This window comes from Lysinibacillus sp. COL-1 (genome assembly GCF_059814265.1).
Genome location: NZ_JCAWSJ010000002.1, coordinates 601,189 through 616,364, shown reverse-complemented (window position 1 = coordinate 616,364; position 15,176 = coordinate 601,189). Strand labels below are relative to the sequence as shown.

The window sequence follows — 15,176 nt, the reverse complement described above, 5'->3', positions numbered from 1 at the left end:
TGATGTCGTTCTAACCGCCAGTTTGGAAGCTGAATCCGTCACTTTATGAGCTCTATTCATCTCTTCCAGAAATCCTATCCATTGCACGAACAAAAAAGACTAGGCTTACAAAAGAAGCCTAGTCTTTCTTGGTTTGCTTACAGTTTAAGACATTGACAAGATTACATAAAATAGCTTACTACATGGTACTGAACAAATCCTGAACATCCTTGTATTTTTCATGTATCACATTCGTAACTTTTGACTGTTCAGCTGCTTAATTTTCTTTTCTGCTTAGTTTGCTTGTAACCGTTCCCTTCTTGGCTCTCTATCTACTGTTAATCTGTTCAATGTCTACATACCACCCAAATTAATACTTCATCACATGAATATTTTCAGCGATTTGTCGATTTTCTTATGTACCTGTTACAACATAATACTTTGATGAATTGTTCATTTTCTTCTTTTGAACAGTACCTAGTGATGCATTTTTAACCTTCGGGATCAATTGTAACCAATTGACTCACCATGCTCTCTACTCAACATCTCCTGTTTTTCCCATTGAATTTCTATTATCTTTACAAATATAACTTCCTCTATAGGTACTGAAGTTATATGATGCTCACATAAATTTTATAACCAATCTACCTAATCATCTAAAAAATGCATAAAAAGATCCTAGGCTATGATAAAATTGATTTAACACCAAATCTTGGATAGATTCCCACTGCATCTACCATGAAAAATAAAATAGGAGGCTTCTCTTAGTATGAAAAACAAAAAAAGATTGGCTTTGCTGTCTTTAGTTGCTATCCCTTCACTTCTTTACAGTGCACCAGCATCAGCAGCTGAAGTTACAGAGCCATCAAAAATAGCCTACACATACAATAATAACTACTACTACAATTCTAATGTCTGGAATGTTGTTCAGCTCATATCAATCATTGATGATCGATATTCCTCATTCCAAACAAGATTGGAATCGGCTCTCAAAGCTTATAACAATTTGACTGAAACAGAAAAACAGTATGTTACTAATTATGACGTACTTTCCAATCATCAACATACTAGAATTTTATATCGTAAACTCGCTTCACAAATTGAAGAAAAACTAGCTTCTGTTGAACCTACCGCAGTTAATTATTATGAAAATGTTTTGGCTACAAGGGAGTGGTTCAATTCTTTAAACGCTGCACAGAAAACATTTGTTAATGCTGAAACACAGAGAATACTATCATCATATATAAGTCCAAATACGACAATTGACAAAGTAGTAACGAAAATACAATTATTAAATTCTTCACGCTTAAGCTTCCATCAAGAAGTTGAGGCAGCACGTGCTGAATATAATGCATTACGAAAATTTACAAATGCTTATTTACCGTATGGTACAGAGCAACTATTATTGGAGGCTGAACGACTTGTCGTAAAGGATAAAGCTGCTGCCAAAGATGTAGAAAATGCCATTGCTGCTCTATCACCTAAAACATCTACAATTAAGGATGTACAAAAGGTTAAAACTGCGTTTGAGGCGCTAACACCCGTGCAGCAACAAATAGTTCCAAATGTGTCTATTTTAATTGATTTTGTGAATGGTAAATATAAACTTCCAACACAATCAGTTGAAAATACAAAGCCTAATTTTTCCAATATCGCCGCATTGCCTGGTAAAACAACGGCTATGTCTAGAAATAGAAATGATTATAGTGCAAAAATAAATGTCACTGACCCAGGAGTTCACACAGAAAGATTTATCTTAACTACCAAATCCAATATGACATTAATTATTCCTTCTCTCTCAACTTTAGTGGATAAGGATACTACTGGTGTCATAGAAATTCAGCTTAAAAGAAAATTAAATAACATTACATTCAAGATGACACTCAATAATAAACCTATAGAATTCGAGGAAAACATCGAATTAATTATTAACAATTTGCCTAAAAATGCTTCCATTATTCAAAGGAACGATTTAGGTGAGAAGTTGCATACTAACTTCTATGTTGATGGAAATCGCCATATTGTTCAAGCAACTACGTCTGGCACATTCCAAATTATAAGAAAATAAGCATGACGCTTCTGAAAGAAGAAACAACTAAATTCAAGTTAGTTGTTCCAGACTGTAGACAAAAGCCCCATAAATGATATTTATGGGGCACTCTCTAATGTTTATACTATTTTGTCGTAGCTACTAGGTTGTCCACGATGAAATCTAGCTGCTTTGTTAATGAATAAATGTCGTTATAGTAACAAAAACCAAAATCCATTTCAATCAGCCTTCCTTCTTTAACGGCTGGGATATTAGACCAAACTGGGTGATCTGTTAAATCCACCATTCCTTCGTAGGATGAACGGAACACAAAATCACCTGCATAATCTGTTAGTACTTCTAAAGAAACATTGATTGCCTCATCCGTGTTGTTTTTGTCATCAATTTTCTTTTGAATAATATCAGGTGCTTTCAAACCTAAATACTCATAAATAGCTTGGGAACCACGTCCATAGGTATAGCTTGTCACTACGGACATTTGTCCTTTGCCGCCTTCCATAATACTAACTGTTTTATCTAAAATACCTGCCTCTTTCAGCTTCTCTTGACTGTTCTCTACTTTTGTATAGAAATTAGCTAAAAGCTCTTTTGCTTCTTTCTCTTTCCCTAATACTTCACCAATCTTCGTTAAACGGTCATCCAGTGATGTAGAGAAATCGATCATGACAGTAGGTGCAATTTTTTGCATTTGCTCATACAGCTCATCCTTACTTGGGATAATGATGACGTCAGGTTTTAATTGGATTACTGCCTCCACATTTGGTTCGAACCACTCACCTAAACTTTCAACTGTTTTTAATTCTTCCTCAAATGCTGCTCCCTCTTGTATTTTAGAGGAGCCCACTGGTGTCACATCAAAAGCTAGTACATCACCTGTATAATACATCACCACTACTCGCTCAGGATTTACAGGTATTTCTACATCTCCTTTCATAGTGGATACAATTTTTGTTTGTGATTCGCTGACTGCTTGTGCCGTAGAGGCCTGTTTTTCCCCGCTTCCAGTATTTGTTGTTGCTCCACTACTGCAAGCACTTAATAAAAGTGTCAGACATAGAAAGAGTGTTGCAATAGCTGATAATCCTCTTTTATTCATTGGTTCATACTTCCTTTCATTATATTGATAACCATTCTCAATATAATCTTGGAAGCTCCAATCGACAATGGAGTATCTTTCAGACATTGAAGGACTATCTTTTACTAGACGATTCAACTGTTCCCTTTGACGAAATTTTGTGGGGGAAACGCCTACTCTCTTTTTGAATAGTCTACTAAAATAATAAACATCGTTATAGCCGACACCCATTGCGATATCGCGCAAGCTAGCATTTGTCTGCTCAAGCAAAATAGAAGCTTTTTCAATACGGAGCTGAATTAAATACTCAATCGGACTACAACCTATTTGTTGCTTGAATTGAATGGATAAATGGGATGGACTATAGCGTAATGCCTTCGCAATTGATTCTAAAGTCAATGGCTGTGCATAATTTTCTTCTAGATAGGCTTTAATTTGACTAGAGACATTCAGCTTTTGAATGTCGATACTGTCTTGTTCTAACTGCTTGAAAATCTCATTTAATAATTGATAGAATAGCGATTTAATGGTAAATTTGCTGAGATTATTAGCATTTCCCCATTCTATATACATATAATGTATTTTTTTAAACATAGTAATAGGTGAGTTAGGTATAAGACTGTATTGATAGTTGAAAGGATTATTGCTTTGCATGGCTCTTGCTATCATTTTATTAAGGGTTAAAGGAATGGAAGCTCGATAAAATACCATGTAGTATTCAAACCCTTTGTCTGTTGCCACGATTTGCAAAGTGGAGCCTTTTCCACCGTGAATAAGATGAAAGCCCTCTAGTGTATAGTTTGTTAAATCGATCTGGATTTCTGCACCTCCACCTGTGGCAAAAAGAAACATATTAGCAGGCAATTTATATAATTTCCCAATCTCTTCAGGTTTAAATAGTTCATATCGTATATCGAGTACTTTAATCGTTGCATGATTCCAAAGAAAAAAAAACTCCTCTTTTGGCAGCATCCTACATCATTCCTTCCAATTATCACTATCTCCCAGTTTATTATAATTGATAATCGTTCTCAATAAATTTTTCTACAATCATGCATGAAACATGGAAAAATCACTCAAACATCCAATGCTTGAGTGATTTTATGGAATCCCATTTATTTTGCTTTTGCATGCTGTACTAGCATTTCTGTCACTTCTTCAATTTGTCCTAGGATTGAAATAGGATCTGAAAACCAGAAACTCCAGCCATCAATTTCAAAAATTTGATCATCTTGCACAGCATCTAGCGTTTTCCAAACTGGTTCGTTTTTATAATCATATGTTTCTGTCGCTTTATCAACAGCCACAAAAATATAATCACCCGCATAATCTGGAAGTAATTCAGGTGATAATTCCAGCCACGGCTTTTCAGGATCAATTTCCTCTACTACTTTTGCGGGTGGAGTTAGCCCAAGCCCATCATAAAATGATCGCCCTGTATAACCATTACCATATAATGTTATGTTATTTTTTGCTCCACCAGCAAAAATCGTCACGGTTTGATCCTTACCAATGATATCTTGAACCGTTTGTCTCGCTTTTGCTACCCTTTGACTATAGTCATCTAACCAAGCCTTCACTTCTTCTTCTTTATCTAAAATTTTACTAAACTCCTCCAATGTTGCATCCATTTCTAAATTAAAGGGTATTAAAACTGTAGGCGCTATTTTAGCATATGCTTCGTATTTCTTATCATCCCCAGTAATGATAAGGTCGGGCTTCAAATCAACTACTGCTTCAAGGGATTCTTCAAAATAAGTAATTCCTTCATTATGCTCCTTCAGGTAAGGGCTTTTCATATAAAGCTCCTGTGTTCCAACTGGTTTAATGCCCATAGTTAATAAAAAACCTGGGTAATAATCGGTTACGATACGTTCTGGGTCAACAGGAATCTCGACATCCCCCTTCACAGTGGATACAATTTTGGTTGTCGACTGTACTTCCGTTGACTCATTAGCTGGTGCTTTTGTTTCTCCATTATTAGAAGCTGTGATAGCAGTACCAGAGCATGCACTAAGCAATAAAGTGAAGCATAGCAATAAAGTCGCCATCATAGAGGACTTTGCTTTTTTATTCATCGATAAATCTCCTTTTGCTTTATATTGATAATAATTATCATTATCAATATAATGTCGTATCCACTTTTTATCATTAGACAAAGAAAGCCGATACATAGGACGATACGATTTATGCTTATCTGGCTGTTGTTTAAATTGCATTGGCGTTTGCCCACTGTACTTTTTAAAGATACGGATAAAATAAGAGACATCTTCATAGCCAACACTCGACGCAATCTCCTGTAAGCTCGAAGTGGTATGTAATAATAACTGCTGTGCTTTTTGTATTCTTATCTGGATAAGATAATCAATAATACTTCTACCCGTCTTCTGCTTAAATTGCTTAGCTATATAGGGCACACTATAATTCAACATTTGGGCAAGCGATTCTCGTGTAATCGGTTGATTGTAATATTCTTCTATATAATTTTGAATTTGCTCCACAAGGTCCGGCTGTTGAACAATGACTTGCTGTTGATGTAATTGCTGCAAAAGCTCAGAAATGAATTGATAAAAAAGGGCTTTGACATGAAAATGGGCTAGATTGCCCTGTTTGAGCCACTCTCGGTGCATAGTTTCGATTTTTTCCTGTAATGTGAGCGCATTCGAAATTTGAAAAACATATTGAAGCTGAAAAGGTTTTTCACGTTCCCACAACGCTAGCAAATTTTTTCTATGAGGAAGAGGTAACGTCGCTTTGTAGAGAATTAAATAGTACTCCAAACTATCTTCTACAGCACTAATATGCAGGCAACTCCCTTTACCAACATGCACTATATAAAAATTTTCTATCTTATAGGCTTTACTGTCTAATAATACTTTAGCCTTTCCCTTTATTGCGTACAAAAAACCGCTTGCTGGCACACGATAGGAGCTAAGCTGTTCATCACTTTGCATCCTTGTATAACGAATATCAAACAATTGAATGGAAGCCGCTTTCCACAAAAGGATATGATCATCTATGTTCACTGTTTGTTTTCACACCTTTCTAATCAAAGCATAGAATGGTACCTCATGTGAATATTATAAATGATAAACATTCTCAATAATATATTAAAATGAAACAACAAAAAAGAAGCACCTTTATTGCTAAAGTTGCTTCCTTTTTTTACTTGCTATAAACCATCGTACTAATAAATTATCTGCACAACTCACCCTGTTATTTTTTAGTCGTTAGCCATTTGGTTAATTCCTCAACCTGAGCCAACACTGCTGTAGGGTCATAGTACCACGAACGTTCCTCAGGCCAAACATAAAGATGATCGTTTTTTACAGCTGGTAGGCTACCCCATATTGGATCATTTTTAAAATCTTCAACTGTGCGACCATCTGCAGTTAAAATGATGTAGTCTCCTGTATAATCTGCTAGCACCTCTTTTGAAATTTCAACCCACTGCTTTTCCATAATTTCGTCTGCTACTTTAGCGGGTGGCTTACGACCAAGCGACTGATAAACTGGCTGTCCACCACGTCCAAAGTTATCGCCATAAGCATAATAAGATTTGCCTGCATCTTCAATAATAGAAAAGCTTGCATCCTCTGGAATAATCGCATCTACCAGTGCTTTTGCATCGGCAATCTTTTGATCGTATTGTGCGAGCCAATCCTTCGCTTCCTGCTCTTTGTCAAGCAATTCACCAAAATATGTAAGCTCTTCATGTGCATTCTTTAATTCACCATAAGGGATGACAACTGTCGGTGCAATTTTACTTAAAGCATCGTAATTTTCCCCATTGCCCGTAATAATTAAATCTGGTTTGAGTGATATAACTTTTTCAATCGATGGTTTTCCATAATCACCGATTTCTTCTACATCCTTTAATCCATCCTTTAAATAATAGTTTTCAAGAGCCAACCCAGGAGCTCCCACTGGTTTCACGTCCAATACAAGCAAACTAGCAATATATTCCTCTGCTACGATACGCTGTGGATTAGTCGGAATAACAATTTCGCCATTTGTCGTCTGGACCGTTTTTGTCTCTGCTTCTTTTGTATCTTGTTCTGTAGTTGAACTAGTGTTTTTTTCATTTTCCCCACAAGCCGTTAACAAAAGAAGTAATAGAAGAAACAGTGGTGCTATGAATTTTCTATTTTGTCTAAGCATTTTTTCCCTCCATACACATTAGTTGATAATCATTCTCAATAATTGTAGAAGAAAGTAAAATAACTGTCTATGCATGGAAGTGATTTGTTCCCTTGTACTTTTATGATGTTAGTACTTCCATTAATTTTTGTAATTGAGCCACTGTAGATAATGGGTCATAGCCATAAAATAATTCATATTGATTCATAAAGTACATCTGCTTCTTTTGCACTGCCGTAAGTGACCGCCATTTTTCTGACTGCAATACTGTTAAGAGACACTCCTTTCCAAAATCTGTTGTAGGAAGAGCCGTAACGAATATATAATCAGCTGGAAAGTACACAATATCTTCAATATCTACTGTTAAGTAGCCTGTTTGTTCAATGTTTTTCGTGACTATCGCATCTGGTCGACTAAAGCCTAAATCCTCATATAATATATGACTTCCTCTCCCATGACTACTATTTAAACAATATGCTTGATGACTACCTATTTCCCAAACAATAGCGGTACCCCTTCTTGACCCAAGTTGTTGATCAAGAATATAGTTACAATGCGCTATTTGTTCATCATATTGCTGAAGCCAGCTCTTACACACTTCTCGCCTATCAACAATATCGGCAATCAGCCCAAATTGCTCTCGCCAACTCAATTGTCTACATGGTAGCTCGAATACAGGGGCTACTGACAGTAATGCTTGTTTCTCCTTGCCACCACTGTAGTTAACAATGACATCTGGACATGCTGCGGTTATCTCCTGATAATTTGACGTAATAGCATACTCATAGCCTTTAAGCCTCTGCAAAGAGGGTACTGGCTCGATGCCCTCCAGAAATGGAGAATACACCCCCAACACTGGCGTAATGCCCAGAGCAAGTAAGCAGGCTGTATGATTGGTATTAAGCGCAATGACACGCTTCGATTTTTGATAATAAACTGTCGGTGACATACCCACTAATTCTTTAAATTTCCGACTTAAATAAGTACCCTCACGGTAGCCAACCTCCTGGGCAAGATCATCTAATTTCGGCATCGCTAACAACAGCTTTTTCTGGGATTCTCGTATTCTTAGCAACGTTAAATATTCACTATATGTATGACCAGTATGCTTGTGGAAGGTACGTGAAAAATGCTCAGGACTTACTTGTGCATTTTCAGCCAGCTGCTCCCTTGTTAATTCTTCACGAAAATGTAGGTTGATATAATGAAGTACCTTATCAATCCATAGTTGTTGTTGTGTATTATCACGTAAATGGTTGTATAACACTTCAAGCATTTCACCAAATAATTTTTGTAAGTGAAACGGATTGTTACCTTGGGCGTCCGCTTCCTTTTCTATTTCTTTAGCTAGATTCATGAGCCGATAGGAGCCATGTTCAATTAAAATAGCATCTTGTAATAAATGATCCGTTTTAGAGCCATATGCACAGTATTGAATGACGATTCCGCTACTTTCACCTGTTTCAAGTAGATGAAAATCGTCAGTATCGTTCAACAGCATAACAGAATTTGAACTAAGCTGAATCTTCTTACCTTGGTGGGTGCACTCTACTTGTCCCTCATAAATGATGACAATAATAGGATGTGTGAAATGTGCTGCTTTGTCATTTAACATTTCTTGTAATGTCACTATTTGAATAGGTTGATAAAAAATATGGGACAGTAACTGACGATCTTTGTTCATTTCGTTTTATCTCCTAAACATCAAATTGATATTGATTATCATTTTCATTATAATGAAATAGCATGATAGAAATCAATTGAATTAGGAGGCTTATCGTTTTGACAAAATATATAAAACAGAATGTCTTGTTAATAGGCATTTTTATTATTTCCATCCTATTAGCTGCATGTGGAAATCAACCATCTTCCTTATCCGATACAACAAATGAAAAGAGCACTAATCGGGTTTTAACAGATGCCATCGGTCATGCAGTGACCATTCCCAAAAATCCTCAGCATGTCATTGCACCCTATTTAGAAGATCACCTTGTAGCATTGGGCATAAAGCCAGTTGCACAATGGTCAGTCAAAGGAGGTACCTCTATCCAAGGCTACCTTCAAGATTCATTAAAAGACATCCCAACAATTGAATTTGATCTTCCTTACGAAGCTGTTACAAGCTTTAATCCGGATTTAATTGTAATTGGTTCACCTGAAATTGCTGAAGGTGAAAAATACGAGCAATATAGCAAAATTGCGCCTACTTATGTCATGGGAGCAGAGGATAATAATTGGCGCAATAAGCTCTTAACAATGGGCGAAATTTTTGGTCAAACAGATACAGCAAAAAAAGTCCTTGCAGATTATGATCAATTTGCTAAAGAAGCTAAAGAAGATATTCACAACAAAGTTGGAAGCCCTTCTGCCACTGTCATCTGGAATATTAAAAATACAATTTATATGGTAAGTGACACAGCTTCTAGCGGTGTTGTTCTTTATGAGGATCTCGGACTACAAACACCAACCTTAGTAAAAGAGGTATCAGCCTCTGCTGCTGGTGATTGGTCACAGGTTTCTTTAGAAAAATTTATACAAATAGATGCTGACTATCTTTTTGTTATTAACAGTGATCATACAGGCAGCACTGAATTATTAAGTGATCCACTCTTAGCAAATATACCTGCTATTAAAAATGGCCATGTTTATGAATTTGACCAAAATTCAAGTTGGTTATATTCAGGGGCTATTGCTAATCGGCAAATCATTCAAAATGTCGTAGATAGCATTGCTAAGTAAGAAAACCCCTCCAGCGTCAACATAACGCTGGAGGGGTTTTAGTGTGAACTATATTTTACAAATTCTCGAGGACTCAGCCCATACCTCTCCTTAAAAACCTCAGCAAAATGACTTGGATTCGAATACCCGACAGCATTTGCCACTTCCATGACATTCATTGTTCCATTTTGTAGTAAATAACAAGCCTTTTCTAATCGTTGCTCACGTAAGTAGCCAAATACTGTTGTGCCATACATTTCTTTAAATCCTTTTTTCAACTTATAATCATTTAAGCCAATTAAACGAGACAGCTCCATGAGTGAAGGAGGATTCACTATATTTCCTGCCATGATGGCTTTTGCTTGAGATAGTTTAGCTCTATCGTCCTGTGAAAATTCCATTGAATTAGTAGGATGAGAGAAAAAGGTTTGAAATGTTCTCGTTAAAAGCTGTAAAGCCATGCTTTCTAACTCCAAATTAGTCATCCGATTAGCTGCTATCCCTTCTAGCAGCTGTTTTACCATAAACAAATCAAGCGAATCTATCTTCTCTTGAAACAAACGATAGGGATATCCTTGAAGAACCTTAGAAAACTTGGTAGCACCGCCATTGCCATTGATTTTTTCCATGTAATGATTAAAAGTTGTTACGGGAATACCGATGCCAACCATCTGATAAGACTCATCTTTATTAAATAAAAAATTTGCCTCTACTTGCTCCATTAATTGCAAAGTACATGTTCCTGGCGTTACTTCATATTCACAATTAGAAATATGAACGCCACGTGTCCCTTGCAAGCAGTAGCTAACTTCCACCATTGGCTTCGCTGTAGAGATATACATTCGATGTTCTTGATGAAATGAATAATCCGATACAACCACCTCTAAATCTGCACGAGGCATAAAACGATGTATTGCCCCTTCCTTTATCGATGATTGGAATGTCATATATTGTGTTGCATTTTCCTGTGGTTTTAGTATCTCTAATGCATGAAAAAATTGAGTAAAATTTTGATGAAAGTCGATATTCATAGCGTTCACCATCCCTCAGTATTTTATTGAGAATGATTATCAATAATTAACCAAAGTATAGCAAAGGTACATCGTTTCCGCTATGAAATTTAGAATTCTTCTGTTGTTGCAGTAGTCATTGTAAATGCTAGCAGGATACATATAAAGAAAACTATCGCTCCAAAGCCATAAGCAACTGGAAATCCTCCAACATGCTCAATTAACCAACCTGCTAAACCAGGCCCCATCATTTGACCAACTGCATAAAAAATGGAAATAAATCCGATGGCAGATGCAATATATGGAGGTGGCACTTGCTGGCTTGCCTTCATCTGAATCAAGACAAGAACACCACCGAGTGATGAACCCCAAATAATAGAGGATAATATAAACCCTCCAATATTTTCAAACACTATTGGTAGTAAATCGCCGACAACCGATAGTAGTAAAGCCGCTGTTAATGCCTTTTTAACACCCATTTTATCTGCTAACATTCCCCAGAATGGAGCGCCTCCAATCGACACGATTCCCGCAATGGCATAAATGGAACCTGCTAGTCCATTGGATAGCCCAAGGCTTTTCATATAGCTTGTTTGGTATAGATTAGGAATAAGATAGACTAGACCAACAGCAAAATAAATACCTGCAATGATATATAGCTGCTTATTGCGCCATGCTGTTGTTTTTTCCTGTATTGTATCCTTCTTAACAGGATTTGGTTGCTTTATCGTCCAGAACGCTAACAACATGACGATCAGTGTCAAAATCGCAAATACTAACCACGCCCCTCGCCATCCTAACGTAGGAAATTGTTGCAGCATAAAAGGGACGAGTAAGCCTGATAAAAGCATCCCAATTCCAGCTCCACTCATTAACAGCCCCATGACAGTCCCTCGTTTCTTAGGGTATAGCCTAATGGCTATAGATAGTAGTGGTGTATACACAAGTGCACTACCAGCGCCTGCAAAAAACAGTGTGATAGCAGCCTCCCAGAAACTAGTGACGAAAACTAGACCCATCAATCCTAAAACAACACAGACTCCTCCAACTAACAGAACATTTTTTGCACCAATGCGTATTGTGAGTACTCCTGAAAGTCCAACAGTTAGTAAATAGCCTAAAAACAGCATTGTACCTAAGTAACCAGACTGAGAGGTCGTAAGGCTTAACCCCTCCTGCATAAACGGTAAAATAATGCCATAGGCCATACGTGCAAATCCTGTCGTTGTAACAATTAATAGCATACCTGTTAAGACAAACACCCAAAATTTTTTCATTTGTATACTCCTTTCATTACATGCATCTTAGTTCAATGAAAGGCCCATTTTCCACCTATGGAAGGATGCTTATACGGTTAAACGGATTTTATTTTCTGCCATTTAAAAGAGAAGACATTCGCTTTTTGGATAAACCTCAATGACCCATCTTTTGTTTGTCCATTGTCCTTGGACAATGACTAAATTATGCTAATCTATATCGATAATGATTATCATTTATGGAGGAATAGACATGAAAAAATTAAATCGACATATGCTCATTTGTAGCCTATTACTACTGATGGGGATATTTATGGTTGCTTGTGGTTCAAGCAATGAAGAAACAAATAAAAAGGGGACAACAGCAACTGAAGCAACAACTCGTTTGTATAAGGATTATCTAGATCATGAGGTTGAAATTCCAGTAAATCCACAGAGAGTGGTTTATCATGGAGAAGGATACGGTGATTTGCTTGCATTGAATATCAACACAGTTGGTGCAGGCTTCTCCTGGATTACAAATTATGCTTGGGAAGATCGTGTAAAAGATGTAGAGGACGTTGGTTTTCCTATAAATGTTGAGAAAACATTGTCATTAAAACCAGACCTTATCATTATTGGTACTTCTGATGATAAGACATATTCACAGCTTTCTAAAATCGCTCCAACCATAGTGCTTGATACTTTCGCGCCTTTGGACCAACGTTTGACAGAGCTAGGCGATATACTTAATAAAAAAGATGAAGCAGCACAATGGATAGATGACTATACAGAAAAAGCAGATAAAATGTGGAACTCACTTGTAGCTGATGGTAGCGTTAAACCAGATGAAACGGCATCGGTTTTAACCTATTATCCAGGAGACCGATTATTTGTAATGGCACGTGCTGGACTTTCTCAAGTTTTATACGATTCAAACGTTCTTAAGCCTGGTGACAAAATACAAAAAATACTTGATGATGGAACAGGCTTTGCTGAAATCTCCACAGAACTTCTCCCTGAATATGCTGGTGATCGAATTTTCATCCTAACACCAGTAGATGATGAGGCGAAACAATCGACAAAAGAAATGATGGAAAGCCCGATCTGGAAGAACCTACCTGCTGTGAAAAATGGACATGTTTACACAATTGATATTCAAAAAAGTGATAGCGATGCCTCAACTAGAGAATGGCTGTTAACACAAATACCTACTATGCTAAAAAAATAAATAGCAAGAGACATTTCATCTTTGTTGAAATGTCTCTTTACTTTTTATACAATATAGTTAATTGATAATCATTTTCATTTAGCAAGGAAGTGAACAGATGGAAGACAATATTTCATCTTCTTTTAACAATAATTTACTATTTCATTTAGAAGATATCGACTATATTTCACAGAGCTATCCATTTATCTCAACTTCTCACCATACGATGATACTTTTTATGGATGGCTGTGGCACATTAACGATTGATGATATTCCCTATTTGGTGACGAAAGGGAAGATTTTTCTTATACAACCTCATTCTATGATAGATTTATCGGATCTAACGAAGCAATTCCATTTCTATAAAATAACTTTTACAGCTTTTCAGCTAAAACATGAGTACCCTTCTCCATATTTAGGAGCCCTTTTTTCTGATGAAGTGGAGTATACCGTTTACCCAAATACGCGCTTTATTCGTCTTACCGAAGATCTATATCATTTAAAGCCTAAATCAGATTATCTTAAACAACACGGAATCTTGTATGAACTATTAAATTTATTATTTGAACATCAGCTTCATGTGAATTACCAATTAACAATGACAAAGTCGGTTGAAGAAACGATTAACTATATACATAGCTACTATCAACAGCCTTTAACCGTGAAAAAGCTGTCAGAGCTAGCTCATATCGCTCAATGGCAATATAGCGCAATCTTTCAAACTTTAACAGGGAAAAAACCGTTAGATTATATTACAGATTTACGTCTTACCAATGCAAAGGAATTATTGCTACAAACAAATGAGCCATTAAAGGATATTGCACAGCAAGTTGGATTTGATGATGAATATTATTTTAATCGCCGCTTCCGACAAGTGATTGGGATTCCCCCAAAGCAGTTTGCACGGCAGTATAAGCAAAGAACAATTGTAAAAGATTGGACTGGACATGAGGTAGTCATCCCTTCCTCTCCTCATCGTATTATTTATCATGGAGAGACATTTGGCGATATGTTGATTTTTGATGTACAGCCAATAGGTGGTGACAAAAACTCTATTAGTAAATCTTTTTATAAAAACCATGTTCCGTACATTCAAGATGTAGCATTTCCAATCAATCTAGAAAAATCTTCAAAGCTTAATCCAGATTTAATCATTTTTACAAATAACGATGAACGGCAATATCAGGCATTATCGTCAATTGCTCCAACTATTACCCTAAATTCTTGGGATTCATTAGAAGAACGCATCCGTCTATTAGGACAATGGCTAAGCCAACAACAATGTGCAGAAAATTGGCTAACACGTTTTAAAATCCAAGAACAAACTATGTGGCAGCAGCTACAAACCGTTGTAGAGCCTGGTGAAACGGCATCAGTTTTGACCTTTGATCATGGTAAACGCCTTTATGTCATGGGCTGTACAGGTCTATCCCCTGCCCTTTTTCATCCAGATGGATTTCAGCCTCACCCGCAAGTAAAAAAATTACTTCAAGCAAGCATGGGGTATAAGGAAATACCGATAGACCACTTGCCTCAATACGCTGGTGATCGAATTTTTATGCTTTTATCTGATAAACCAGAATCGCAAAAGGCAACGATGGAATTGATGCAAAGTGATATTTGGAAAAGCCTCACTGCCGTACAAAATAACCACGTTTATTTAGTGGATGCAACAAAGTGGAATTATAGTGATGCCTTTACAAGGGAGAAGTTACTCGGTGCATTACCAAAGTTATTGGTTACTGCAAAGTAATTCCCA

General features: G+C 36.7%; 10 protein-coding genes. 4 read left to right on the top strand and 6 right to left on the bottom strand.

Annotated elements, in window-relative coordinates:
• Positions 1–748 precede the first annotated feature (748 nt).
• Positions 749–2,047: a hypothetical protein gene (locus AC6BKE_RS03500; protein ID WP_499855844.1), complete on the top strand. Its 1,299-nt coding sequence runs from the start codon at positions 749–751 to the stop codon at positions 2,045–2,047.
• A 106-nt stretch (positions 2,048–2,153) separates the two neighbouring features.
• Here AC6BKE_RS03500 and AC6BKE_RS03495 read toward each other — a convergent pair whose 3' ends face one another.
• The 4 genes from AC6BKE_RS03495 to AC6BKE_RS03480 all read right to left on the bottom strand — a co-directional run bounded on the left by AC6BKE_RS03495 (position 2,154) and on the right by AC6BKE_RS03480 (position 8,928).
• Complete coding sequence (locus AC6BKE_RS03495; protein ID WP_340812419.1) at positions 2,154–4,076, bottom strand: ABC transporter substrate-binding protein; 1,923 nt, start codon at positions 4,074–4,076, stop codon at positions 2,154–2,156.
• A gap of 143 nt (positions 4,077–4,219) precedes the next feature.
• Positions 4,220–6,130, bottom strand: a complete 1,911-nt coding sequence (locus AC6BKE_RS03490) for a helix-turn-helix domain-containing protein (protein WP_499855843.1) — start codon at positions 6,128–6,130, stop codon at positions 4,220–4,222.
• Positions 6,131–6,320: 190 nt separating this feature from the next.
• Entirely contained in the window at positions 6,321–7,265 is a 945-nt protein-coding gene (locus AC6BKE_RS03485) for an ABC transporter substrate-binding protein (RefSeq protein WP_036125827.1), read from the bottom strand.
• Positions 7,266–7,365: 100 nt separating this feature from the next.
• Positions 7,366–8,928 (bottom strand): AraC family transcriptional regulator, encoded by a 1,563-nt coding sequence (locus AC6BKE_RS03480; RefSeq protein ID WP_036125824.1) that lies wholly within the window; start codon positions 8,926–8,928, stop codon positions 7,366–7,368.
• A gap of 98 nt (positions 8,929–9,026) precedes the next feature.
• On the opposite strand from AC6BKE_RS03480, the gene AC6BKE_RS03475 reads away from it, so the two are divergent.
• Positions 9,027–9,983 carry an ABC transporter substrate-binding protein gene (locus tag AC6BKE_RS03475; RefSeq protein WP_340812415.1) on the top strand — a complete coding sequence of 319 codons (957 nt, stop codon included), beginning with the start codon at positions 9,027–9,029 and terminating at the stop codon, positions 9,981–9,983.
• 38 nt (positions 9,984–10,021) lie between these two features.
• On the opposite strand, the gene AC6BKE_RS03470 is transcribed toward AC6BKE_RS03475, so the two are convergent.
• A complete protein-coding gene (locus AC6BKE_RS03470; protein ID WP_036125819.1) occupies positions 10,022–10,993 on the bottom strand; it encodes a helix-turn-helix transcriptional regulator in 972 nt (323 codons plus the stop codon).
• 89 nt (positions 10,994–11,082) lie between these two features.
• Entirely contained in the window at positions 11,083–12,249 is a 1,167-nt protein-coding gene (locus AC6BKE_RS03465) for an MFS transporter (protein WP_340812414.1), read from the bottom strand.
• A 232-nt stretch (positions 12,250–12,481) separates the two neighbouring features.
• Here AC6BKE_RS03465 and AC6BKE_RS03460 point away from each other — a divergent pair, with 232 nt between their 5' ends.
• Positions 12,482–13,438, top strand: a complete 957-nt coding sequence (locus AC6BKE_RS03460; RefSeq protein ID WP_340812413.1) for an ABC transporter substrate-binding protein — start codon at positions 12,482–12,484, stop codon at positions 13,436–13,438.
• Between the two features lie 97 nt (positions 13,439–13,535).
• Positions 13,536–15,170: an ABC transporter substrate-binding protein gene (locus AC6BKE_RS03455; protein ID WP_342535281.1), complete on the top strand. Its 1,635-nt coding sequence runs from the start codon at positions 13,536–13,538 to the stop codon at positions 15,168–15,170.
• Positions 15,171–15,176 lie beyond the last annotated feature (6 nt).